General features: G+C 58.5%; 21 protein-coding genes. 20 read left to right on the top strand and 1 reads right to left on the bottom strand.

The window, feature by feature from the left end; genetic code table 11:
- The 8 genes from EDB95_RS26855 (at nucleotide 1) to EDB95_RS26820 (ending at nucleotide 10666) form a co-directional block, all read left to right on the top strand.
- A complete protein-coding gene (locus tag EDB95_RS26855; RefSeq protein WP_134000072.1) occupies nucleotides 1–1911 on the top strand; it encodes a T9SS type A sorting domain-containing protein in 1911 nt (636 codons plus the stop codon).
- Complete coding sequence (locus tag EDB95_RS26850; RefSeq protein ID WP_134000069.1) at nucleotides 1911–3683, top strand: alpha-L-arabinofuranosidase; 1773 nt, start codon at nucleotides 1911–1913, stop codon at nucleotides 3681–3683. The genes EDB95_RS26855 and EDB95_RS26850 overlap by 1 nt, the downstream gene beginning before the upstream one ends.
- A gap of 33 nt (nucleotides 3684–3716) precedes the next feature.
- Nucleotides 3717–5855 (top strand): glycoside hydrolase family 3 protein, encoded by a 2139-nt coding sequence (locus EDB95_RS26845; RefSeq protein WP_134000067.1) that lies wholly within the window; start codon nucleotides 3717–3719, stop codon nucleotides 5853–5855.
- A gap of 98 nt (nucleotides 5856–5953) precedes the next feature.
- On the top strand, nucleotides 5954–6904 hold the full coding sequence (locus tag EDB95_RS26840) for a hypothetical protein (RefSeq protein ID WP_134000064.1): 951 nt from the start codon (nucleotides 5954–5956) through the stop codon (nucleotides 6902–6904).
- A 9-nt stretch (nucleotides 6905–6913) separates the two neighbouring features.
- Nucleotides 6914–7435: a TlpA family protein disulfide reductase gene (locus tag EDB95_RS26835; protein WP_134000061.1), complete on the top strand. Its 522-nt coding sequence runs from the start codon at nucleotides 6914–6916 to the stop codon at nucleotides 7433–7435.
- A gap of 26 nt (nucleotides 7436–7461) precedes the next feature.
- Complete coding sequence (locus tag EDB95_RS26830) at nucleotides 7462–7842, top strand: group III truncated hemoglobin (protein ID WP_134000058.1); 381 nt, start codon at nucleotides 7462–7464, stop codon at nucleotides 7840–7842.
- The gene (locus EDB95_RS26825) at nucleotides 7839–9584 is read left to right on the top strand and encodes a DUF885 domain-containing protein (protein ID WP_134000056.1); all 1746 of its coding nucleotides are present in this window, start codon (nucleotides 7839–7841) and stop codon (nucleotides 9582–9584) included. Before EDB95_RS26830 ends, EDB95_RS26825 begins: the two co-directional genes overlap by 4 nt.
- The gene (locus EDB95_RS26820) at nucleotides 9584–10666 is read left to right on the top strand and encodes an MBL fold metallo-hydrolase (RefSeq protein ID WP_162852812.1); all 1083 of its coding nucleotides are present in this window, start codon (nucleotides 9584–9586) and stop codon (nucleotides 10664–10666) included. The genes EDB95_RS26825 and EDB95_RS26820 overlap by 1 nt, the downstream gene beginning before the upstream one ends.
- Nucleotides 10667–10693: 27 nt before the next feature.
- On the opposite strand, the gene EDB95_RS26815 is transcribed toward EDB95_RS26820, so the two are convergent.
- Complete coding sequence (locus EDB95_RS26815) at nucleotides 10694–12025, bottom strand: MATE family efflux transporter (RefSeq protein ID WP_134000050.1); 1332 nt, start codon at nucleotides 12023–12025, stop codon at nucleotides 10694–10696.
- Between the two features lie 32 nt (nucleotides 12026–12057).
- On the opposite strand from EDB95_RS26815, the gene EDB95_RS26810 reads away from it, so the two are divergent.
- The 12 genes from EDB95_RS26810 to EDB95_RS26755 all read left to right on the top strand — a co-directional run bounded on the left by EDB95_RS26810 (nucleotide 12058) and on the right by EDB95_RS26755 (nucleotide 24407).
- Nucleotides 12058–12903 (top strand): DUF3822 family protein, encoded by an 846-nt coding sequence (locus tag EDB95_RS26810; protein WP_134000047.1) that lies wholly within the window; start codon nucleotides 12058–12060, stop codon nucleotides 12901–12903.
- Nucleotides 12894–13502 carry an RsmD family RNA methyltransferase gene (locus EDB95_RS26805; protein WP_134000044.1) on the top strand — a complete coding sequence of 203 codons (609 nt, stop codon included), beginning with the start codon at nucleotides 12894–12896 and terminating at the stop codon, nucleotides 13500–13502. The genes EDB95_RS26810 and EDB95_RS26805 overlap by 10 nt, the downstream gene beginning before the upstream one ends.
- Nucleotide 13503: 1 nt before the next feature.
- Nucleotides 13504–14121 (top strand): dethiobiotin synthase, encoded by a 618-nt coding sequence (gene bioD, locus EDB95_RS26800; RefSeq protein ID WP_134000041.1) that lies wholly within the window; start codon nucleotides 13504–13506, stop codon nucleotides 14119–14121.
- 31 nt (nucleotides 14122–14152) lie between these two features.
- On the top strand, nucleotides 14153–14722 hold the full coding sequence (locus EDB95_RS26795; protein ID WP_134000038.1) for a 5-formyltetrahydrofolate cyclo-ligase: 570 nt from the start codon (nucleotides 14153–14155) through the stop codon (nucleotides 14720–14722).
- Nucleotides 14709–15779, top strand: a complete 1071-nt coding sequence (gene lpxK / locus EDB95_RS26790) for a tetraacyldisaccharide 4'-kinase (protein WP_134000035.1) — start codon at nucleotides 14709–14711, stop codon at nucleotides 15777–15779. The genes EDB95_RS26795 and lpxK overlap by 14 nt, the downstream gene beginning before the upstream one ends.
- Nucleotides 15776–18043 (top strand): ribonuclease R, encoded by a 2268-nt coding sequence (gene rnr / locus EDB95_RS26785; protein ID WP_134000032.1) that lies wholly within the window; start codon nucleotides 15776–15778, stop codon nucleotides 18041–18043. The genes lpxK and rnr overlap by 4 nt, the downstream gene beginning before the upstream one ends.
- Nucleotides 18044–18060: 17 nt before the next feature.
- On the top strand, nucleotides 18061–19029 hold the full coding sequence (locus EDB95_RS26780; protein ID WP_134000029.1) for a polyprenyl synthetase family protein: 969 nt from the start codon (nucleotides 18061–18063) through the stop codon (nucleotides 19027–19029).
- A gap of 103 nt (nucleotides 19030–19132) precedes the next feature.
- Nucleotides 19133–20803, top strand: coding sequence for an amino acid permease (locus tag EDB95_RS26775; protein ID WP_134000027.1), 1671 nt, complete (start codon nucleotides 19133–19135; stop codon nucleotides 20801–20803).
- 58 nt (nucleotides 20804–20861) lie between these two features.
- Nucleotides 20862–21527, top strand: a complete 666-nt coding sequence (locus EDB95_RS26770) for a hypothetical protein (RefSeq protein WP_134000023.1) — start codon at nucleotides 20862–20864, stop codon at nucleotides 21525–21527.
- 73 nt (nucleotides 21528–21600) lie between these two features.
- Complete coding sequence (locus EDB95_RS26765; RefSeq protein WP_134000020.1) at nucleotides 21601–22050, top strand: DoxX family protein; 450 nt, start codon at nucleotides 21601–21603, stop codon at nucleotides 22048–22050.
- A 23-nt stretch (nucleotides 22051–22073) separates the two neighbouring features.
- Nucleotides 22074–23114 carry a Smr/MutS family protein gene (locus EDB95_RS26760; RefSeq protein ID WP_134000017.1) on the top strand — a complete coding sequence of 347 codons (1041 nt, stop codon included), beginning with the start codon at nucleotides 22074–22076 and terminating at the stop codon, nucleotides 23112–23114.
- Between the two features lie 99 nt (nucleotides 23115–23213).
- The gene (locus EDB95_RS26755) at nucleotides 23214–24407 is read left to right on the top strand and encodes a porin family protein (protein ID WP_134000014.1); all 1194 of its coding nucleotides are present in this window, start codon (nucleotides 23214–23216) and stop codon (nucleotides 24405–24407) included.
- Nucleotides 24408–24483 lie beyond the last annotated feature (76 nt).

Here is a 24483-nt window from a genome sequence, read left to right as displayed (position 1 = left end):
ATGCGTATTATTTTTTTGCTGGGGCTGGTCGCGCCTCTCGGCCTGTCGGCCCAAAACTTTTTCCTGAACGGCTGGCAGGCCAGATCCTGGACCGCGCCCACCTATGTACAGGCCACCAAGCCCACCGGGTCCGTGACAGCCACGGTCAGGATCGATCCCACTAAGGCGCTTGGACAGGTCTCCCCTTACCTTTTCGGAAACAATACCAACCCATACATCGGTCAAATGGTGACCGAGCCAACGCTGATCCAATACCTCACTGATCTGTCCCCCCACCTGATAAGGGCGCCGGGGGGCAGCATCAGCGATGTATACTTCTGGAACGCCACCACCGCCCCCGCAGACGCACCCGACTCCCTCTACAACACCAACGGGAACCCCATAGCGGCGGGGTACTGGTTTGGCAACAACACCGCCTCCTGGACGCTCTCCCTGGCCAACTATTACAAGATGTTGCAGATGACAGGGGCCAAAGGTATCATCACGGTAAACTATGCCTACGCGCGATACGGCACCGGCCCCAACCCCGTGGCAACCGCCGCCCACCTTGCGGCCGACTGGGTGAGGGCAGACAGCGGCCGGACCCAGTTCTGGGAAATCGGGAACGAAAGCGGGGGCCCGTGGGAAGCCAGCTATAAGATCAACACCGCCACCAACCAGGACGGCCAGCCCCAGATCATCAGCGGCGCCTTGTACGGCCAGCACGTCAAGGTCTTTGCAGACTCCATGCGAGCGGCCGCCTCGGAGATCGGGGCCACCATCTACATCGGCGCCCAGCTCTTAGGCACAGACGCCAGCAGCCACACCTGGAATCCCCCCGACATCACCTGGAACAGCGGCTACTTCTCGTCGGCAGGGGAAACCGCCGATTTTTACATCGTCCACGACTACTACGCCACCAGCGGGTCCGCCACCAACGTGGACAGCATTCTGAATATCGCCACCGGGGAAACCAACGCCGTGTCCTCCTACATGGCCGTCACGACCGCCCAGGGCGGCGTCACCGAAAAACCGGTCGCACTGACCGAGTGGAACATCTCCAACACCGGCAGCGACCAGGAAGTATCCTTTATCGCGGCTTTGCACGCCACCCTCGTCCTGGGAGAACTTACCCAACACCCGGTTTTTGGAGAGGCCTCCCGCTGGGACATCGCCAACGGCTGGAGCAATGGAGACGACCAGGGCATGTTTAACGCCGGGGACGAACCCGGCGGCGCCCCGAAATGGAACCCGCGTCCCGCCTTTTTCAATATGTACTATTTCCAGCGGTGTTTTGGGGACCGGGTGATCGGTGATACCGTCACCGGGAGTACCTCGGTCAAAGCCTACGCCTCCAGTTTCAGCTCCGGGGAAACCGGGGTGGTCCTTGTCAACAAAGGGGCTTCTTCTGAGCTGGTGCAGATCGAGGAAAACGGGGTAGGGGCCACCTATCACTGGTACACCCTGACCGGCGGTACCGACAACGGCAATTTTTCCCGCCAGGTTTTCGTCAACGGCAACGGCCCCACCGGCATTTCCGGCGGCCCCTTGAATTATGCCACGCTGTCGATGAACACCGACTCCGTGAGCGGCGGTGTACTACTCAGTCTTCCCCCGCTATCGGCTACTTTCGTGGTGATCGACAAAGGGTCCCTCGTCACTGCCGTCACCAATATCGATCCCACCGACAGGCTCATCAAACTTTTTCCCAATCCTGCCCCCCGCGGCCACTGCCACATCCGGGTTCAAGGCTTTACCGGTGCCGACCGGCTGACGCTTCACGCCATCGACCTTCGGGGGCGCGTGGTGTACACGCAGACGCTGAGTGGCCTGGCCGATCAAGACCTGTTTATTCCCGCGGCCGCCGGTGTATATAAGATCGAGATAACGACGCCATCCGGCGTTACGACCAAGACGTTATTAATTGATTAATGATGCGAATTATATTCTTCACCATAGCGCTCGCCCTGGGTTTGGGCGCGCGGGGCCAGCAGGGCCAGGGAGGGGCCACGGGCTTCCGGGCGGTGTCGCAAGGCTCCCGAGTGCTGTCGCAAAGCCCCCAAGTACTGCCGCAAGGCTTTTTCCTGGATGCCTTCCGCCCGAAAACGGCGCCGATGCCGGCGGTCTTCGCCTTCGATAGCCTGGCAGAACGTGAAAAAGCCCTCAGAGCTTCAGGCGCGCCGCCCCCTCAAGACGTCTTCGACTCCGCGCCACCGCCCCAGGTGGACATCGCGGTGTATCCCTCCGACACCATCGCCCGGGTCTCTCCCTGGCTCTTTGGCAACAACGCCAACCAATGGATGGGACCCATGGTCAACCAGCCCGTGTTGCTTGACCACATCCGAACCCTCCATCCAGGGATCATCCGGTATCCCGGGGGCAATGGAAGCAATACCTTTTTCTGGAACGCGACCCCGGGGCAACTGCCCGCGGACGTACCGGATACGCTCCTGTATGGTCTTGGCGTCCGGGCGCGGAAGGAACGCTATTTCCTGGGCCGCGCGCCCTGGGGCCTTTCCGTGGACAATTATTACAAGATGCTTACAGAGACGGATAGCAAGGGCATCATCTGTGTGAACATGGGGTATGCGCGATACGGAACCGGGCCGGACCCTGTGGCCACCGCGGCGCACCTGGCGGCCGACTGGGTACGTTATGATCATGGCCGGACGCGTTTCTGGGAGTTGGGGAACGAGGACAACGGCCGCTGGCAGGCGGGGTACCTCGTGGACAGCGCACACTTGCCTGGTTCCCGGCCCGCTGTCATCTCAGGTGACCTATACGGACGCCAGGCGCGTGTCTTTATCGACTCCATGCGCGCAGCAGCCCGCGAAACCGGCGCGGACATCAAAATCGGTGTGGTGCTGATCGAACTGCCCCCCGGGCCTTATACGTTTCCCGTGGACAAAGTCTGGAACGAAGGGGTGCTCCGCCAGGCCGGGAACGCCTGCGACTTCTTTATCGTCCACAGCTACTATACACCCTACTTTCAAAATTCGAAAGCCGCGGCCATCCTGGCCACCGGCCGGTCCGTCACCGACCAGATGGCAGACTATATGCTCCGGATGGGCAACAAGCCGGTCGCGCTGACGGAGTACAATATTTTTGCACAGGGGTCCCGCCAGCAAACCTCTTTTATTGCCGGTATGCACGCCGCCCTCGTGATCGGTGAACTGGCCACCCGCGGGTTTGGGGAGGCCACGCGTTGGGACCTGGCCAATGCCTATGATCATGGGAACGATCATGGGTTGTTTAATAAAGGGGACGAGCCCGGCGCGCCTCTGTGGAATCCACGGCCGGCTTATTACTACCTGTACTACTTCCAGAAATGTTTTGGGGACCATGTGGTGCGGAGCACTTCCAGTGACTCGGCGGTCGTGGTTTTCGCGTCGAGCTTTAGCGGCGGCGGCGCGGGGCGCGGATTGGGTCTCGTTCTCGTCAACACCTCCACGACACCGCGGCGCCTCACCATCCCGTATGGTCGCGGTTATGGCTATTACGGTTATTATTACTCCCTTACCGGCGGAGACGACAACGGCGAATTCTCGCCCCGCGTCTTTGTCAACGGACAGGGACCAGCCGGTGCGTCCGGGGGCCCCGCTGATATCACGCACGTTCCCGCCCGAAGGCTTAACTATTGGCCAAGCAGCAGGTTTGTGCTGGAGGCACCGCCGCGGTCGGTCCAATTTGTCGTATTGTACTGAAAAGTTATACTGAAAGCGCGGTATATTGCGCCCATGAACACCCGCTTGTTTCTCCTCGTGCCAACGTTGGCGTTGGCAGGCTTGTGTGCCAAAGCCCAAACCCCCGTTTACCAGGACCCGCACCAACCGGCGGATGCCAGGGCCGCCGATCTTATCCAACGGCTCAGCCTGAAAGAAAAGATCAGCCTGCTGGGGTTTGTCAGCCCGGGCGTTCCGCACCTCGGGATCCAGCGATACGTGTGGTGGAACGAGGGGCTGCACGGCGTGGCCAGGGCGGGGGAGGCCACGGTTTTCCCGCAGGCCATCGGCGTGGCGGCAACCTTTGACGACGCCTTGTTGCGCGTCGAGGGCGACGCCGTATCCACCGAGGCCAGGGCCAAATACAACATGAGCGTGGCCGAGGGCCGCCGCCAGCAATACCTGGGGCTGACCTTCTGGGCGCCCAACATCAATATTTTCCGTGATCCGCGTTGGGGCAGGGGACAGGAGACCTACGGAGAAGACCCTTATCTCACCGGGCGGATGGGCTCGGCCTATGTCCGGGGAATGCAAGGGAACGATCCCCTGCACCTGAAGACGGCAGCCTGCGCCAAACACTTTGCGGTCCACAGCGGACCCGAAGCCAGCCGTCACTCCATCAATGTCCGGGTAAACGAGGACGAACTCCGTGAAACCTATCTACCCGCCTTCCATACCCTCGTGGATAGCGGGGTGGAAGCCGTCATGTGCGCCTACAACCGCGTCAACGATCAGCCCTGCTGTACCGGCCGGACCCTCCTCAAAGACATCCTACGGGATGAATGGCATTTTAAAGGGCATGTCGTCAGCGACTGCGGCGCGCTGGATGATATATGGGAACGCCATAAAGCCCTGCCCGATGCGGCGACCGTCGCCGCCGAAGCCATCAAAACCGGTGTCAATGTGGACTGTTCGAACCTGCTGCAGGCCGACGCCGAGACAGCCGTCCAAAAGGGCCTGATCAACGAAGAAGACGTCAACAAGGACCTGGCGCCCAACCTCCGTACCGCGTTTCACCTCGGTCTTTATGACGATCCTTCGCTCAGTCCTTATAAGGATTACGGGGCCGACAGCGTTGCGAATGCCTACCACCAGCAGCTGGCGCTGCAAATGGCGGAAGAAAGCATGGTCCTGCTTCGCAACGACGGCGCGCTCCCGCTAAAGGCCGCGAACGTCAAGACCATGCTGATCGCGGGTAGCAACGCCACGTCCGCGGACGCCCTTTTAGGAAACTACCACGGGACCTCTTCCCACATGGTTACATTTGTGGAGGGGATTACGGCCATTGCCGGTCCCGCCACCGGCGTCGAATACGACCTGGGTTGCGATCCCAAAGACACCGTTCACTTCGGGGGGACTTGGGTAGCCTCCTTCAGCGACGTCGTCGTGGCCGTCATCGGTCTGACTCCGCAGGTCGAAGGGGAGGAAGGCGACGCTTTCCTATCCGATGCCGGGGGAGACAAAAAGACCCTGAGCCTTCCCGCGGGTCAGCTCGCCTATATCCGCGCCTTGCGCAAGGCCACGCATAAGCCCATCATCGCCGTCGTCACGGGCGGGAGTGCCATGGACGTTGACGCCCTGGCGCCTTTTGTCAACGCCATCATCGTCGCCTGGTATCCCGGCCAGGAAGGCGGCGCAGCCCTGGCCAATATCCTGTTTGGCCGGGTAGCGCCCTCCGGGCACCTGCCGGTTACGTTTTATAAATCCGTGGCCGACCTTCCTGCGTATGACGACTATCACGTGAAGGGGAGGACCTACCGGTATTATGAGGGGGAGGTGGAGTATCCGTTTGGGTTCGGGTTGAGCTACACAACCTTCTCTTATAGTTGGGCCGGCAAACCTCAAAAAATCGGCGACACGCTGCGTTTTGCGGTACAGGTCACCGCCAAAAGCGACTCCATTCCCGCCGTCGCCGTACCCCAGGTGTACATAGAATATCCAAGCGTACCCGGCAAGCTGATGCCGGTAAGGGAATTGAAGCAATTTGCCCGGGTGACGCCCGGCGCCATTCAACCGTTCGCCATCCCGCTATCCGCCCTGCGGAAATGGGACGCGGAACACCACGACTGGAAATTGTATCCAGGTACCTACCGGCTGGTCATAGGGGAAAATTCACGCGATGAACAATTGTCTTATAAATTCATAGTAAAATAATATAATGTAATAGAAGGGGGGCTCCTTACGTTCTTTGAACAGATTTGTCTATCTTTAGGGGGCATCGAAAGATCCGCCCTATCGAAATTCCAACGTGCATGTTTCCCCGTTTACTTTGTGGCATCAGCATCCTTTATGGGACACTTTGTGTGACCCCGCGGAGCTATGCACAGGTGCGGGTAGGGCTGGGGCCGGATACAGCGGACAAGCATGTCCAGATCCCGGACACCCATCTTTCGCTGATCCCGCCCACCGGTTTCGGACTCACCCATGCTTTTCCCGGTTTGCTAAAGACGGATGGTTCCGCCGTCATCCAGGTGTATGACCTCCCTGACGGGGATTTTTACACCGACGGCCAAAGCTTTACCGCCGCCAATTTCACGGCCAAGGGCGCCCGCGTCCTGGCGTTCAAAACGCTGACGGTCGCCGGTTTTCCCGCCAAGTATTGCTATATGAAGGGCGACTCCGCCAAACGCATCATGGCGCTGATCTTTGGGGACTCTACCTTTTCCACGACCCTGATCGGTCTGTACCCGGATACCGCCCTGTCCGTTGGTCAGGCCATCCGCGACGCCTACGCCACCATCACCTACCAGAAGGCCCAGGTGGTGGACCCGTTTTCAACAGCCCCCTTCAGCCTCGATACCACGGCCGCTTCATGGCATTTCGCGCTGTACAACAAACCCCTGTTTATCTATAGCCTGGACGGCAAACTGCCCGCCCAGGGTTCGCCCTTTGTCACCGTGACCCCCTATCCCCGGAAGAACGGCAGTTCCCTCCAGGACCTGTCGGAAAACCTCATCATCAAGGATATGCAAGCGGGTCTCGAAGAACCTATCCTGTCCAATATTTCGCTGGACTCTGTCAACGGCTATGAGGCGTACGAGGTCGAGATCCATTGCCGGCTCGGCGGGCAGGCCGGTTTGCTGTACCAGTTCCTGGCCGCCACTGCGGAACATACCATTGTGGTGGAGGGCGTGGCCAATGATGAGTTTGATAAGAATGTGCAGGCGTTTAGGGCGCTGGCGCATACGATACATATCAAATAACCGAGACCCATGAAAATAGTTTTCATTCTTCTCATTGCGGCAACCCTCGGAGCCGCGGCTCCGGGCGCAGGAGTGCGGAGCGCGGTGGTGCCCCCGGCTTCCGGCACGACCCTCCAATCCCCCGACGGCACCCAAATCTCCTGGGACGACCTCCTCCACCGCTACGCGGGCAAAGTCGTCTACCTGGACATCTGGGCCAGTTGGTGCGGCCCCTGCCGCCACGAGACCCCCTTTTACGAAGCCCTCCGGGCCAAGTTTGCCAAGGACCCTGTGGTCTTTCTCAGCATCAGCATCGACTCCGATCCGGAAGACTGGAAGGGCGCGCTGGGCGACGGCCAGCCAAATCCCGACAGCTTTTTGCTCCTGGACGGGCATCATTCTTCGCTCAACGCCGTTCTGCACATTAATGGGGTACCCCGCTACGCCCTGCTCGACCGCAGCGGGCGGTTTGTAGACAAGGATGCGCCGTTTCCATCCACCGACGAGATCGAGGGGCGGATCCGGAAATTGGTGGAACAATCCCATCCGTAAACGGTTCGTCGTACCTTTGCGGGGTGATGCACGACATTCAAACCCTCCCCGATATTCAACTGCTGGTCGACGCCTTTTACGGTAAGGTTCGCCGGCACCCGTTGATCGGGCCCGTTTTCGAGGCCGTGGTGCAAGACAACTGGCCGCACCACCTGGAAAAAATGTACCGTTTCTGGCAAACCGTCCTGCTCGAAGAGCATACGTATTTCGGCAGTCCTTTTCCACCCCACCTGAAGATGGGTCTGGAAAAGCCCCATTTTGACGCCTGGCTGGGTCTTTGGAAGGAGACCGTCGGGGAGCTGTATGAGGGGGAAAAAGCGGACGAGGCCCTTTGGCGGGCGGATAAGATGGCGGAAATGTTCCGTTCCAAGATCGATTTTTTCCGAAACAATACCGCGATATTATGATGAAATGGACGTCCGGCCTGTTCATGGCCGCGTTGCTCGCCACCTCCTGCCACCGCGGCGCGAAAGTCCCGGCCCCCTCCGCAGACAGTGCTTTTGCTTCCCTCTCCAGGGAGTTTATCAAAGGATACCTGGACTGGCGCCCCCAGGCCGGCGTTGCCCTGGGGTATCACCAGTACGACACGATGGTGCCGGACTTTGGTAACGGGCCGATGCTCAACGAAATCGTCCGGCTAAGGGTGTACGACAGCCTGTTGTCCGACATCGACACGGGCGCACTCAGCCCCCGGAATTACCGGGACTACCGCATCCTGCACCTCGGTATCCAACAGGAGCTGTTCAACATTGTGGATCTGAACGCCTATACCCGAAACCCGATCACCTACGCCCAGGCCGTGGACCTCAACACGTATGTCAAGCGGGATTTTGCCCCCCTGGAGTACCGGTTGGGTTGTATCATCAAGGTGGAGCGACAGCTCCCTTTTTTGTTCGAACAGGCTAAACGAAATCTGGAAGCTACACTACCCAAACCCCTCATCGACATGGCGATAGAGGTCGCAAAGGGATCCGAGGATTTTCTGAAACGCGACCTCCCTGTGGCCCTGAAAGACGTCAAAAGCGATGCCCTGATGCACGTCTTTGCGGAGTCCAATGCCGAGGCGATAAAGGCCATCGACGGCTATATCCAGTTCCTGGCAAAGCACCCCGCCGACGACCACTTCGCGCTGGGGGAAGAGAACTACCGGAAGATGTTGCACAATGTAGAACTGATCGACCTTTCCCCCGACAGTCTCCTGGCCATCGGGATGAGGGAGCTGAAAAGGGAGCAGGGCGTTTTCCAGCAGGCCGCCCACATCATCAACCCCAACAAGCCGGCGGTAGAGGTGTATAAGGATATGGAAAAAGAGCACCCCTCCGCGGACAGCCTTATCCCGGACACCCGGAAACACCTCGAAGGCATTCGCCAGTTTCTCATAGACCACAAGATCTGCAGCCTGCCCTCCGACGTCCGGATCCAGGTAAAAGAAACACCGCCCTACGCCCGCTCGACCTCCACCGCCTCCTGTGACGTCCCCGGCCCCTTCGAAACAAAGGCCACCGAAGCTTATTACTACGTCACCCCGGTGGACGCGCGCTGGACACCCCAGCAAAAGGAAGACTGGCTCGCGATGTTCAACTATTACACAACCGACGTCGTGACCATCCACGAAGCCTATCCCGGTCACTATGTCCAGTTCACCCACCTGAAGGCCTCCGACGGTTCCGACGTGGAAAAGATCTTTGCCAGCTATGCATACGTGGAAGGCTGGGCCCACTATACCGAACGGATGATGCTGGACGAAGGCTATGGCAACAACGGGGACCCCGTCACCGCCGCCAAATATCGCCTGGCGCAATCCGGCGACGCCCTGCTCCGGATCTGCCGTCTTTGCAACTCCATCATGCTCCACACCAAAGGAATCAGCGTGGACTCCGCCACCCACTTCTTTATGGCCAACTGGTACCAGGGGGAGAAACCCTCCAACCTCGAAGCCCTCCGGGGAACCTTTGACCCGGGGTATCTTTTTTACACCGTGGGCAAGCTGGAGATCCTGAAGCTCCGCGCCGACTACCAACAACAGGAGGGAGCAGGGTACAGCCTGAAAACCTTTAACGATGCCATGATGGACAATGGGCAGCCGCCCATCCGCCTGCTGCGGGAGGTTTTGCTCAAGGATAAAACGAAATGGGGGGAGGTACTCTAATGAGCTTCAGTGTTTTTGGCGCAACGCCTAAGGGCAGCCGTTTGGACAGGATGCGCCGCTCGCCGCGGTTTCGGGACGGCGTTTTTGACAACCCCGAACCCACCGATCTGCGCCTGCAGGACGGTTCGATGGCCAAAATCATGCGGGAGTACTTTTTCAACAAGCCAAAGGACACCGTGCCATCCGGGCCCCTGCCCGTGGTCAAAACCGACCTGACGACGCTGACCAACGACTCCGTGGTCTGGCTCGGTCATTCCTCTTACATCATCAAAACCCCGGGACTCACCCTGGCGGTAGACCCGGTGTTAAGCGCCCACGCCTCACCGGTCCCCTTTGTCGCCCGGGCCTTCCCGGGAACCGAAGTATACACCCCCGCGGATCTTCCCGAACTGGACGTCCTTGTCCTGACCCACGACCACTACGACCACCTGGACATGGAAACCGTCCGTTCGATAAAAGCGGGCACCATCGTCACCGCCCTCGGCGTGGGCGCCCACCTCGAATACTGGGGGATTCCAGCCGAAAAAATCGTAGAGCTGGACCTCGGGGAATCGTATTCGCCCCGCGAAGGCGTCCGTTTTACCGCCACCCCGGCCCGGCACTTTTCGGGCCGGCTTTTCAAACGCAATGGGACGCTTTGGATGTCGCTCGTCCTGTCGCTTGGCGACCGGCGTCTGTTCCTGGGCGGGGATTCCGGGTATGGCGCGCACTTCGCGCAGATCGGCGAGACCTACGGCCCCTTCGACCTGGCGTTCCTGGAGTGCGGGCAATACGGGGTGCACTGGCCCTTTATCCACATGTTTCCCGAGCAAACCTGGCAGGCGGCGAAAGAGCTTCGCGCACGGGCGCTGATGCCGGTGCATTGGGGGAAGTTTAGCTTGAGTATGCATGCTTGGGATGAGCCGGTGCGGAGGCTGGTCGCAGCGGCCGGGAGCGCTGCTTTCCGCGGGAATGACGGAGTCGCCACCAGCGGCGAAGCCGCGAGCCATGACGGCGCCCCCACGCTGGTTCTCCCGCGGATCGGTCAACCGTTCCCGTTGGACGGCCCGTACCCGGCGGACCATTGGTGGGAAACCCGTTAAACATCGTCACGGGCCGGGAGGCCTTTTTCATCGGTACTTCCACTTTCCACTCCGAATATACACAAATGCCAGTACCCCCAATATCAGCCAGTAGAGGTACTCCGACCCCCAGGCCCAGACGAGCCCGAGGTTAAAGCGTTCGAGCACGAGATAGACGTAGACCAGGTAGGCCACGATCGCGACGATCTCGATGGCGAGGTTGATCCGCGTCTTGCCCGTACCGGTCACGGCGTTGAGCCAGACGTTGGCCACGGCCATGAGGCAAAGGCTGCCGGTGACCATCCGGAGCAGGGGGATGGCCACGTGGACGAAGGCGGCGTCCTGTCCATAAATACTTAAGAATGCCCGGGGGAAAAGGTTCAGGATCAGGGCGATGCATATACAGAAGCCTAGGCTTAGCCACATGATCCGGCGGATGAGGGGCTGGACCTTGGGGAGCAGCCCTTGACCGATGACGTTGCTGACCATCGTATTGGTGGTCGAGGCGAAGGCCCAGGAAAATACCCCGAAAAGACCGATGATGTTGCGCAGGGTGTTGGACACGGCGAGCCCGAGCGTGCCGTGGTGTTCGATGAGGGTATAGAAATACAGCCAGGACAACAGGCTCATGGAGTATTGGAGGACGAGGGGCATGGACTGACGGGCGATGACCTTGATCAGGGGGAGGTCGAGCCGAAGTTGGCGGAGGAGGTAAAACCGCCGGTGCAGCCCTTTGAACGCGATACAGCCGAGCATCACGCACATCCCGGTACATTCGGCCGCAATAGAGGCGTAGGCGGCGCCGTTAAAACCGAGGGCGGGGAGCCCGAAGTGGCCGTTGATCAGGCTGTAGTCTAAGAAGACATTGACAGTGGTTTCGCAAAGCGTGCCGATGACAAGGAAGCGGCTATGGTTGGTTCCCACCATGAAGGCGTTGCTCATCTGGTAGCAAAACAGGAAGGGCAGTCCCCAGACACGGATGAGCAGGAACGAGACGGCTTCGGACGCCACGTCGGGGGAGTGGAGAAAAAAGTGCATCAGGTGGGGCGTGACGAGGTACGTCAGGACGATCCCGCCGAGCGCGAATACCAGCGCCAGCCGCAAACCCTGCGTATAGGTGCGGCCGATGGCGGCGATGTTGTTTTCGCCGGCGCGTCTCGAAATGATGGATTGGAGCCCGTTGTTGAGCCCGTTCCCGATGACCGCCACGACCAGGTAATAGACCCCGGTGATGCCAGCGGTGCCGAGTTCGCGTTCGCCGAGCATCCCCAAAAAGATATTGTTGGTGATGAAATTGATTTGTGGAATGATCATTGCCATGCTGATGGGCAAGGCGATGGAAAGGATCTGGCGGTTGGAGATATTGAGGCGTAGGTCCATTTGGTCGCGAAATTATCGTTATTATTGCGGTCTTGGAACCGATCATCGTCATATTGCCCCCTTTGGTGGAGTCCCTGCCTCCCGGTGAGCACCAGCTCATGTTACAAATAGGCGAACAGGAACTCTACATCAGCCTCCTGCACAAAAAGGAGCAGCTCGTGGTGGGCCACCTTGCGGTCCATCATTACGGCGATTGGCAGGAAACCAGTTGGACGAACGCCTGGAAGATGTTGGAAGAGAAATACCCCTGGCTCATGAAGACCTGGAACAAAGTGTTTATCTTCTATCAGCACGGCGACGCGACGCTGATCCCCGCGACCTGGTTCCAAACGTGGTACAAGGAAAAAATCATGGAAACCCTTTTCGGGCTTCAGCATGAAGCGCTGGTGTTCAGCGACCTGATCCCCGAGGCTTCTATTTATAATCTATACCAGATCCCGCGCTGGCTGCACGGCCGCGTCCTGCGTCACTTCAAGACGGGGGAATGCTGGCACCAGCGGACCCCGGAGCTCCGGGAGCTTTTCCAGCGGAAGGTGGAGGAGTGTATCCGGGTCGTCTTTTATCCCAACCGTTTTGTCATCACCGTCTTCCAGGGCGGTGAACTAAAGCTGGGGCAGACCTACAGCTATACCTCCCCGGAGGACGTCACGTATCAGTTGCTGCAACTGGTCCGGACCTTTGACATGGATACACAGGCCATCCCCGTCCAACTCCAGGGCATGATCGATAAAAGCTCGGGGGTATACAGGGAGGTGGAAAAGTATTTCCTGGAGGTATCCTGCGACGCCGGCGCAGCCGACTGGCACCTGTCACCCTATTTCAAGGAGTATCCATCGCACTATTTTACTTCCGTCTTAACCGCGGCCGCATGCGTATAATCAGCGGAGACTTCGGAGGCAGAAAGATAGAACCACCCGGGCACATGCCCCACACCCGGCCCACGACCGACATCGCCAAAAGCGGGCTGTTTAACATCCTCCAGCACAACGTCGAGCTTTCCGGAGCGGTTACCCTTGACCTTTTCGGGGGGACGGGGGCGATCAGCTATGAGCTGGCGTCGCGCGGGGCGGCTTCGCTCACGGTTGTAGAGAAGGACCCGACGATGGCGGATTTTATCCGCTCGACGGCGGAAGCCCTGGGAATTTCAGGGTTGACGGTGTTGCGGGTGGATGTGTTTCAGTTTCTCGCAGGTGCGCGCAACGGCGCCTTGGGCGCGGCCTCCGGCGACGCGGCGGCGCGCGGCGGAGCCGCAGACGTCGCGACTGGCGGCGGGGGCTACGACTTTATTTTTGCCGGGCCTCCCTACGCGCTCGGTAACATTGATGACCTCCCGGGGCTGGTGACGCCGCTGCTCAAGCCCGAGGGCATGTTCGTCCTCGAACATACGCCCCGAAACAGCTACAAAAACGAACCCCTGTTCCGCCAGGAGCGCTCCTACGGGACGACGGTGTTTTCTTTTTTCATCAACCGCACATAACATGGCCGTTATTTTCGTGACAGGGATCGGGACCGGGGTAGGCAAGACCCTGGCCGCCGCCGTGGTCGCCGAGGCGTTGGGCGCCGGATACTGGAAGCCGGTACAGACCGGGGACGAGTCGGACGCGGCGTATGTGGGCGCGCGGTTGACGCATCCGCGGATACACCCGGAAGTCTACCGGCTGGCCTTGCCGGCCTCGCCGCATATCGCGGCACGGAACGAGGGCGTGTCCATCGACCTGGAGCGCATCGCGGCGGCACTTCCCCCGGGGGATGTCGTGGTGGAAGGCGCAGGGGGGCTGATGGTGCCGCTCAACGGGAACGACTTTATGGGCGACCTGGCGATGCGGCTGGGCGCCAAGGTGGTGCTGGTCAGCCGGAACTACCTGGGGAGCATCAATCACTCCCTGTTGACGGCGCGGGTAGCACGGACGGCGGGGCTGGATGTCGCGGGGTGGATCTTTAACGACCGCTTTGGGGATTACGAAGAGGATATCGCACGGTGGAGCGGGTATTCGATCCTGGGGCGCATGCCGTTTACGGCGAATCCGGACGCGGCGTTTGTGCGGCGCCTCGCGGACGAAGTCCGGCCGGGGCTGCTGGGGGCGCTGGGGCGGTGAAGCGCGCGGCGCCTGACAAAAATTTGAAGAGATGACCAAACAGGAAGCCCGGACATATTACCTGCAGGAGCGGGTTCGCCTGACGGCGGCCGAGCGTGAAACGATGTCGGCCGGGCTGTTGTCACAGTTTGAACGCATCACTTTTCCTCCCTTAAAAGTCGTCCATGTATATCGACCGCTGCTGGCGAAGGGGGAGATCGATACCCAGCCTTTTGTGCGGCACCTGGAGGCGCTGTTTCCGGGGCTGACGCTGGTGGTTCCGAGGGTGAGCGGCTCCTCGGACCTGGAACACCTGGTGTGGGATACCGGCACCTTTTTTGCTCCCGGCGCGTATGGTATCCCGGAGCCCGTGGAGGGGATCCGGGTGATTCCGGGGGCGGTCGACCTGGTGATCGTACCTTTGCTGATCTTCGACAGGGACGGGTTTCGCGTCGGGTATGGACGCGGAATGTATGACCGGTTCCTGGCGCAGTGCCGGCCGGACGTCCTGAAGGTGGGGCTGAGCCTTTTTGAACCAATGCCCCGGCTGGAGGACCGCGGGGAATTTGACGTACCTTTGTCCATTGGTGTTACCCCGACGCAGTTGTATGAATTTGTATAATCTAACCTTCCAATCGATCCGCTTTATCCTGCTGCCGGTGGCCTGTATATATGGAGCGGTAGTCTGGGTACGCAACAAGCTTTTCGACCGGAATATCCTAAAAGGGGCTTCGTTTAACCTGCCGCTGATCTGCGTGGGGAACCTGTCGGTGGGCGGGACGGGTAAATCACCCATGACGGAATACCTGCTTCGTCTGCTCCAGGACCGCTACCAGGTGGCGACCCTGTCGAGGGGGTACAAGCGGAAAACCCGGGGGTATATCCTGGCGGGGGACGGGACGACGGCGCTGGATATTGGGGACGAGCCGATGCTTTTCCATCTGAAATTCCCAAAGGTGGCGGTGGCCGTGGGGGAGGAGCGGCTGGTCGCCATTCCGCAACTGCTGCAGGACCGGCCGGGGACACAGGTGGTGATCCTGGATGATGCTTACCAGCACCGGGCGATTCAACCTGGGTTCAATATTCTCCTGACGGACTATAATAACCTGTATACCCGGGACTTTTATTTGCCGACGGGGGATCTGAGGGACCATAAATGCGCGGCACGCAGGGCCCAGGTGATCGTGGTGACCAAGTGCCCCCCGGGGCTTAGCGAGGAGGAAAGGGCGGCGGTGACCCAGGAGCTGCATCCGCGCGAGGGGCAGCGCGTATTTTTTGCGACGCTGGAATACGGGCAGCCGTACCACATCATCGACAACCATCCTTGTCCGCTGGAGAAGGATATGGAGGTCCTGCTGGTCTGCGGAATCGCCAACCCGAAACCCCTGAAGGCTTACCTGGAGGCGGAAACGGCTTCCTTCGAGGTGCAGGCCTATAATGATCATCATATTTTTACCATAGATGACCTGAGGGCGATGCGTCGCCGTTTCGAGCAAATGTCTTCAGGGAAAAAGATTTTACTGACCACCGAAAAGGACGGCGTCCGGCTTTTGAAATTTCAACAGGAGCTGGAGAACCTGCCGCTTTTCGTGCTCCCCGTCCGGCACCGGATCCTTTTTGGGGAGCGGGATGCCTTTCACGCATCCATTCTTACATTTATTGACAATTTTCACGTATGAACAAAAAGAAGAAAAACACCACCAACACGTATAAAGGAACCCTCGATATAGCCCGCTCGGGCATCGGTTATGTGATCGTGGAGGGCCTGGAACGGGACATTCTCGTGCGGCCCACTGAATTCAACACCGCCTTTCACGGGGATACCGTCCGGGTGGAAGTGACTTCCGCCAAGGCCGGGGGACGCACCGAAGGCCGGATCGCGGAAGTCCTGGAAAGAAAACAAACCGAATTTATCGGCCGGCTCGACATTCGCCAGCAGGCGTTTTTTGTGCCGGACGGACAGAAACCGATACCCGACTTTTTTATCCCGTCCGAGCACCTGGGCGGCGCTTCCAACGGCGATCGCGTCGTCGTCCGGATGACCTCCTGGAATAAAGGCGAACGTAAACCCGTGGGCGAGGTCATCGCCATCCTGAACCCCGAGGACGCCAACGACATGGCGATGAAGGAGCTGTTGCTTGAAAAAGGGTTTCCCCTGGAATTTGGAGACGAGGTGCTGGAGCAGGCGCTCCGGCTGCCCGATACCATCAGCGCAGAGGAGGTCAAGCGGCGGCGCGATTTCCGTCCGGTCCTCACGTTCACGATCGATCCTGTCGACGCCAAGGATTTCGATGACGCGCTTTCTTTCCGGCGCGTCAAAAAAGACTTATACGAGATCGGCGTCCATATCGCGGACGTCAGCCACTTTGTCGAGCCGGATACCGACCTGGACAAGTCGGCTTACCAGCGCGCCACCTCGGTGTACTTACCCGATCGCGTCCTTCCGATGTTGCCGGAACGGATCTCCAACGAGCTTTGTTCGCTGAGGCCGCATGAGGATAAATATACTTTTGCGGCGGTTTTTCAGATCAATGCCAAAGGAGAAATCAAAGACACCTGGCTGGGGAAGACCCTGATCCATTCGGATCACCGGTTTACCTACGAGGAGGTCCAGGAGGTCATTGAGACGAAGGACGGTCCTCATGCCGAAGAAGTGTTGCTGTTGAATAAACTCGCCCAGCAGTTCCGGAAGAAACGCCTCGAACACGGCGCGATCAACTTTTCCAGCGTAGAGGTCCGGTTTATCCTCGATGAGCGCGGCAAGCCCACGGGGATCGTCATTAAAGAAAGCAAGGAGGCGCACCAGTTGATCGAGGAGTTTATGCTCTTAGCCAACAAGGCGGTCGCCGAGGCAGTTGCCAAATACAAAATCGACGGTGAGCCCGTGCCCTTCCCGTACCGGGTTCACGACACACCGGACGAGGAGAAGCTAAAACCCTTTGCGGCCTTCGCCGCGAAATACGGCCACAAGTTCGATGTGTCCAGCCCGGACGCTATCGCTTCGTCCTTTAATTCGATGCTCCGCGACGTCCAGGGACGGCCCGAGCAACACGTCCTGGAACAACTGGGGATCCGCACCATGGCCAAGGCCATCTACGCCACCGAGGACATCGGTCACTATGGCCTGGGCTTTGACCATTATTGCCACTTTACCTCGCCCATCCGCCGGTACCCGGACGTCATGGTCCACCGCATCCTGGAACGCTGTCTTCAGGGACACCCGCCCCTGGACAAAAAGATGGACCAGAAGTGCCGCCACACCAGCGAGCGCGAACGCGCGGCCATGGAAACCGAAAGGGCCGCCAACAAATACAAACAGGTCGAGTATATGCGCCAGTTCCTCGGCGATACCTTCGAGGGCGTGATCAGCGGCGTGGCCAGCTTTGGCTTTTGGGTGGAGCTGGTGGCGACGAAGTGCGAGGGGCTGGTGAGCCTGAACAGTCTGCTGGACTTTGACGAGTTTTTGCATATCGAAGAGGACTATTGTCTGACCGGGCGGCGCAGCGGGCGGACATTCCGAATGGGCGATAAGGTCCACGTCCGCGTCGTGGCCGCCAACCTCGACAAGCGTCAGCTGGATTATGAGTGGGCGCCTTCGGAGGCGGAGGCGGCGGAGGGCGTGGGGGCGCCCGCAGGGGCGCGTCGCCTGTCGGCGGGGCACGCTGGGGGCGCACGTGGGGGCGCGAGCCGCTTTGGCGGGGCGCGCGGCGGCGGCAAGCCGCGACATGATGGCGGCGGCGGGCGCCCCGGCGGTGGGCGTGACAAATCCGCGAAGCCCGCGCGCGACGGTGCGAAGCGTTCCGGCACGGGAGGCGACAAGGCCGCCAAACCCGCGCGCGACAGTGGCAAAAAGGGGAAAACCCACTATCCTGACGGCCCCACGGGCCCCGGCGGCATCACGGGCTCGAAAAAAAGTAAGAAAGGCAAGAAAAAAGGAAAGTAGCGCTACATTTGCGGCACATGACTAGCTTTGAAGACCTATTACACCAGTTCGAAACGCGTTTTTCCCGCCGCCACTTCCCGGTAACACCCGCCACCCTTTATGATCCGGCTGAGTACATCCTGGGCATCGGGGGCAAGCGTATCCGGCCGGTCCTTTGCCTGATGGGGAACGAGCTCTTCGACGACATCCGCCCGGACGCCTTCGAGGTAGCCACGGCCCTGGAGCTTTTCCACAATTTCACGCTGATCCACGACGACATCATGGACAAGGCCCCGCTCAGGCGCGGCCAGGCCACGGTGCACGCCAAATACGGCGAGAACAGCGCCCTCCTGGCCGGGGACGTGATGCTGACAATGGCGTACGAATACCTGAACAAGATCGACGTTTCGTATCTGCGCAGGATCGTCTCGCTGTTTAACCGTACCGTGTTCGAAGTCTCCGAGGGGCAACAGCTCGATATGGACTATGAACAACGGACAGACGTGACCCTGGACGAATACCTCCACATGATCACGCTCAAAACCTCGGTCCTGCTCGCCTGTGCCCTTCAGACCGGTGCCCTCTTAGGGGGCGCCAGCCAGGGAAACGCCGACCTGTTGTACCAGTTCGGCAAACACGTGGGGATCGCCTTCCAGGTCCAGGACGATTACCTGGACGCCTTTGGTGATCCGGCCAAGTTTGGCAAACAGGTGGGTGGGGACATCATAGCAAACAAAAAGACTTTTCTTTTATTACATACGCAACAAACCGCGTCTGCCGCACAGACCGTCGAGCTCGCCCATTGGATGGCTTATCCTGAGCCGGCGGCGAAGGTAGCGGGGGTGCTGGGGGTGATGCGGGCCTGCGGGGCGGACGCCTGGGCGGCGGAGCTGAAGGCCCGCCACACGGACCTCGCGATGCAGTATTTGGAGGACGTTGCGGTCCTCAGCAATCGGAAGGAACCCCTTCGGGCGGTGGCAGCGGAGTTGCTGCAGCGGCAGCGGTAGGCGCGGGGCGTCGGCGGCGGGTCGCTTTCGGTGTGCGGCGGATTTTTGCGCGCGGCGTCGGTTTTTTACATATTTTGACGCCTTAATAATCAAACAGAGAGACATGCCTTCACTGCTGCGCCGCAAATCCCTTGACAAGATTATACAGGAACACCAGGCCGGCCTCGGCGATCATACCGAATCACTGCGGCGGGTGCTGGGGGTCAAAGACCTGACCCTTCTCGGGGTGGCGGCGGTCATCGGCGCGGGTATCTTTTCGACGATCGGCAAAGCCGCCTTTGACGGGGGGCCCGGGGTCATCTTCCTTTTTATCATCACGGCGGTGACCTGCGGGTTCACCGCTCTTTGTTATGCGGAATTTGCCAGCCGGGTGCCGGTGGCGGGTAGTGCCTATACCTATTCATACGTGACGTTCGGGGAACTCGTGGCCTGGATCATAGGCTGGGCGCTGATCCTGGAGTATTCCATCGGGAACGTGGTGGTGGCGATCTCGTGGAGCGCGTATTTCAACAACATCCTCCACGCCTTTCATATAGACCTCCCCGATTACCTGACGATCGGTTACAACACCGCGAAAATGTCGTTTGACGAGGCGGCGAAAAACCACCTGGCGCCAACGGGCGCCGGGCTGATCTATACCCACGCGCCCCGCATCGCAGGCTGGCCTTTTATCATCAACCTCCCGGCCTTTATCGTGATTTGCCTGATCACGGCCCTTGCCTATATCGGGATCAAGGAGAGTAAAAAGAGCGCCAACTTCATGGTGACGCTGAAGCTCGTCATCCTCGCGGTGATCGCGGTGGTGGGCGTGTACGTCATCTTCTCCAACAACAGCTTTTCCAACTGGTCTCCTTTTCTGCCGAACGGCATGACGGGTGTGCTCAAGGGCGTGTCGGCGGTGTTTTATGCGTACATCGGCTTCGACGCCATCTCCACCACGGCCGAAGAATGCGGCAACCCACAGCGCGACCTGCCCCGGGGGATGATCTACTCCCTGGTGATATGTACCGCGATCTATATCATCATCACGCTCGTGATCACCGGCATGGTCCACTACTCGGAATTCCAGGGGAAGACCGACCCGCTGGCCTTCGTCTTCGACAAGATCAACATGCACAAGCTCGGGTTCGTGATCTCCATCGGTGCGGTCATCGCGGCCACCAGCGTTCTGATCGTCTACCAGATCGGCCAGCCCCGCATCTGGATGAGCATGAGCCGGGACGGCCTGCTCCCGAAGCCTTTCGGGCGGGTCCACCCGCGTTTCCAGACGCCTTCTTTTTCCACCATCATTACGGGGTTGCTGGTGGCCATCCCCGTGTTGGTTGTGGACGACGGCCTGATGACGGACCTTACGAGCATCGGGACGTTGTTTGCGTTCGTGCTCGTGTGCGGGGGCGTACTGGCGCTGCCCATGGTCGCCAAACAACCGGGCCGGTTCAGCCTCCCGTACATCAACGGCCAGTGGATCATCCCGGTGTTGTTTGTCCTTTTTGCGGTTCTTTTCCGCGAGCGCATCACCGATGACGTGACCCACCTCGGCACCGAGGGTCATGAGGAGATCCTTTTCCTCGTTTTCATCCTCATCTCCGCTATCATCGCCGTGCAGTCCTTTGTCAAACGCTACTCACTGATCCCCGTGCTCGGTATGTTGTGCTGTATGTACCTCATGATCGAGATTCCCGTCAAGAGCTGGATGGTGTTTTTTGGGTGGATGGCCGTGGGGCTGGTGGTGTATTTCCTGTATGGGTTTAGGAATAGCAAACTAAACCTGTAGGCTATGGTGTGGGCGGGAAAAAGTATTTACCTTGACGCGCTTGTTAACACCATAAACTATGCGCTATCTTACCTCACTCTTCATTCTAACACTGTTTTTTCAACAGGTTTTTGCATCCGATAAGGTCACGGTGACGACTACGCCACAGACGGCCCGCATTTATGTCGACGGCGTCCAGATGGGTACCGGCAAGGTCGTCGTAAAAATTTCCAAAGGGGCCTGTGTCACCGTCGAAGTAAAAATGGAAGGCTTCATCGCGGAAACAAGAACGTACTGTGATCGAAAGGGTGTCACGGAGCCGCCTTCGTCAGACTACATCCAATTGCAGGAGGACGAGTCTTATACCTCCACCATCGAGTCCGACGTAGCCAATACCGACGTGCAACTCAACGTCAATCCGTCGAAATCCAAAGAGGAAGCCTGGAAAGAGATCGTGGGCGTCGTGCTGGAAAAATTTGATGACCTGGAAAACAGCGACGAAAAATCCGGCTATCTGCGGACCTCCTGGGTCGGCATGTCTTTTAAATCGAATACGGTTCGGATCAGGCTGATCATCAAACAATCTTCAGACTCCCCCCTGGTCTACCGGGTGAAATTCGTGTCGGAAGCCTCCGGAAAAACAGGCACGGCCTACAATGCAGATGAGCAATTCCGGCCATTTAACCGTATTCTGAAGAAATACGACGGCTTTCTCGATGAATTGACCACGAAACTGAAGAACTGACGGGTTCCGGTACGGCGCTTGTATTTGTCCTGGTAAATGAGTACCTTATCAGGACACCCTAAAATTTTGCCGTATGAACCTCATTCAACGAATGGAACACTGGGGCGATACCCATCACCCGAAGTGGCTCGATGTGCTTAGGATGATCCTGGGTATACTGCTCTTTATGAAGGCCGTGGAATTCATGAACAACATGGACGTCCTCTCCTCCCTGATTGGTAAAAGTGCATTTCTGAGCTCCATCTCCATTGGGGTGATGGCGCACTACGTGATCATGACACAACTCATCGGGGGGTTCATGGTGGCCTTCGGCCTGCTCACCCGGGTCGCCTGCCTGATCCAGATCCCCAACCTGCTGGGGGCTCTTATATTTGTCAATGCGCCGTCCAGCTTGATGTCACCTTCGGGGAGCTGGTGGCTGTCGCTGCTGATCCTGCTGATGCTCGTTTTCTTCCTGGTGGAAGGGGGTGGCCCCTGGTCGGCGGACAGGCTTTTGGAACATCACCCGATGAAGAGTAAATAGCGGCTTCGTATCTTTGCGGAATTATGAAGTTTCAAGTGGGCGACAAAGTCGTCGTCCGTCATTCCAACGAAGAAGGTGAAGTGATCGACATCATCAATGACAAAATGGTGATGGTCGAGGTAAAAGGCGTGCGTTTTCCCGCCTATTCAGACCAGATCGAGTTTCCCTATTTCAAGCGGTTTATGGAGCAGAAAAAAGCCGCTCCTGCACCCAAAAAGACCATCGAGCAGCTGCGACCCGAGCCCGCCAAGGGCCCGCAGCCCAAATTCAACCTCCAGCCCGGGGTATGGCTGACGTTTTTCCCCGTTTTTGACAAGGACGTGTTTGACGACGACGTAGTGGACTATTTTAAGGTCTACCTCGTCAACCAGACCGCCCTGGAGCTGAATTTTCAGTACACCCTTCGGCTGAACGGTGAAGCGGAAATGGAATTGAATTCTAACATACAGGCATTCACCGACTTCTATCTCCAGAATGTGCCCATGGAGAATGTCAATGACAGCCCAAAGTTCGACTTCGATTTTTCGCTTGTGAAACCTTTACAGGGCAAAGCCGAATACTTCGAGGCTTCTCACAAGTTGAAACCCAAGCAGTTGTTTCAGAAAGTAGAGACGCTTCGGCAAAACCAGGAGGCTTCCTTCTCTTATCTCTTGTTTGACAAATATCCGGATGCCGCTTTCCGTGAGTCCCCGAGTCACCAGGGTGGTCTGGACCTTTCCGGCCTGAGCAAGGCCGGGTTTAAGATCTATGACGCCGGAAAAGCCCGCCAACACCTCGAACCCGCCCGGAGTGTTGTGGACCTGCATGCCGACAAGCTGACCCATCCCGGCGAAAAGCTCAGCCCCGAGGAAATACTACACCTACAGATCGGCACTTTTGAAAAATACTACGAACTGGCCGTCCTGCACCACCTCCCGGTTTTTACGGTCATCCACGGGGTGGGGACGGGGCGTCTCCGGGACGAGATCCACGAAATCCTGAACACCAAACGGGAAGTAAAAAGCTTTGTAAATCAATATCTTAACAATTACGGTTATGGGGCAACCGAAATCTTCTTCAAATAGTGCTAACAACCCATTAACGAAGTAGTTGATAATTTACAAATAATCGCTATAACTTTGTAGGAGAATTATCGCTTATCCTATACCCAAATTGAAAGCATCATGCGATATGTATTTCTACTGCTTATCCTCTGTCTCACTTTCTTTGGACTGAATTACGTCTCCCAGTACAGGACACCTTTTTCTTTTCTTTCCGGCAGCCAAAAGGCTTCCGCTTCCCGCAACGGCGCGCCTCATTTTCAGTGGACGACTGCGGCCATGATGCCTCAAAAGGGTGGGCCTTCCAGTGGGACGGGTCTGCATGGGTCGCTTGTTGCTTCACCGGCCAGCGAAAGCGCAGCTTCCACCTCTGCTGGAGAACAGGCGGCGGCCCTGGCGGCGGTTGGGACTGCGGAAGTAGCTGATGCTGAACCTTTTGCCCACAGGGCTTCTTCATTTGTTGCGCATGTTGGAACGGTTGCCCCGGCTGACGCCGTTTCGGCGATTGATGCGCCGGCCGGCGACCAGGTTGCTTCCAGCGACGTTCAAATCATGGACTTGTCCTCCGAAGACGCCCAAACTTCCGACTACATCGACTTTTCCGCCGTCCCCGATGCTTCCGAAGTCGGACCCGCCGCGGAGCCTTTTGCCCTATCCGCTGAAGCCAATGCCTTTGCCCTGCATATCGCCGACTCCATCCGAAACTCCCTGATGGATCCCCACGGCATCCAGTTCGGGGGTATCGCCGGTCTCAACTGGTCCGGCGCCTCGGCCAACACGACCACTAACGGCAAGGTATCCGGCTCCCCCCTGACCGGGTTCAACCTCGGCTTTTTTGCCGACATCCCCCTGCAAAAGTCGCTGTCCTTCCGCCCCGCGCTCATCTACTCCTACGAAGGGTATCAGCCCAACGTCAACGGCGACAAGATCAACATCCACGCCGCCTTCCTGACCGCGCCCCTCGACCTCGTCTACCACACCAACTTTCTCAGCCGGCGGTTGTACATTGGCGCCGGTCCCTACGCCGCTTACGCTATGAACGGGACCTACACCCTCAAGGGTATCAACACAGACATGCAATTTGGAAATAACTACGCCGCCGGGGATAACCTCCGCCGGATGGATTTTGGCGCCAACTTTATGGCAGGAATCCTGATGGACCGGAACTTTATCTTAGGCGCTTCGTTCAACCTTGGGCTTAACAACATGGCACCGAGCGGTTCCGCAGCCTCCGTTCATACCCGGAGCTTTGGCTTATCGATTGGCTATGTGTTCCGCAACAGGCGGAATATGCCCCTCTCGACGTCAGCCTATTAAGAACATGGTTTACCAATTTTACTGATCACACGCACTAGTAGAACTCCTCCGGGGCCTCCAGTTTGGGGGCCCTTTT

It is taken from the genome of Dinghuibacter silviterrae, from assembly GCF_004366355.1.
Classification (GTDB): domain Bacteria; phylum Bacteroidota; class Bacteroidia; order Chitinophagales; family Chitinophagaceae; genus Dinghuibacter; species Dinghuibacter silviterrae.
The sequence above is the reverse complement of the archived record's forward strand: the minus strand, read 5'-3'. Positions and strand labels throughout refer to the sequence as shown.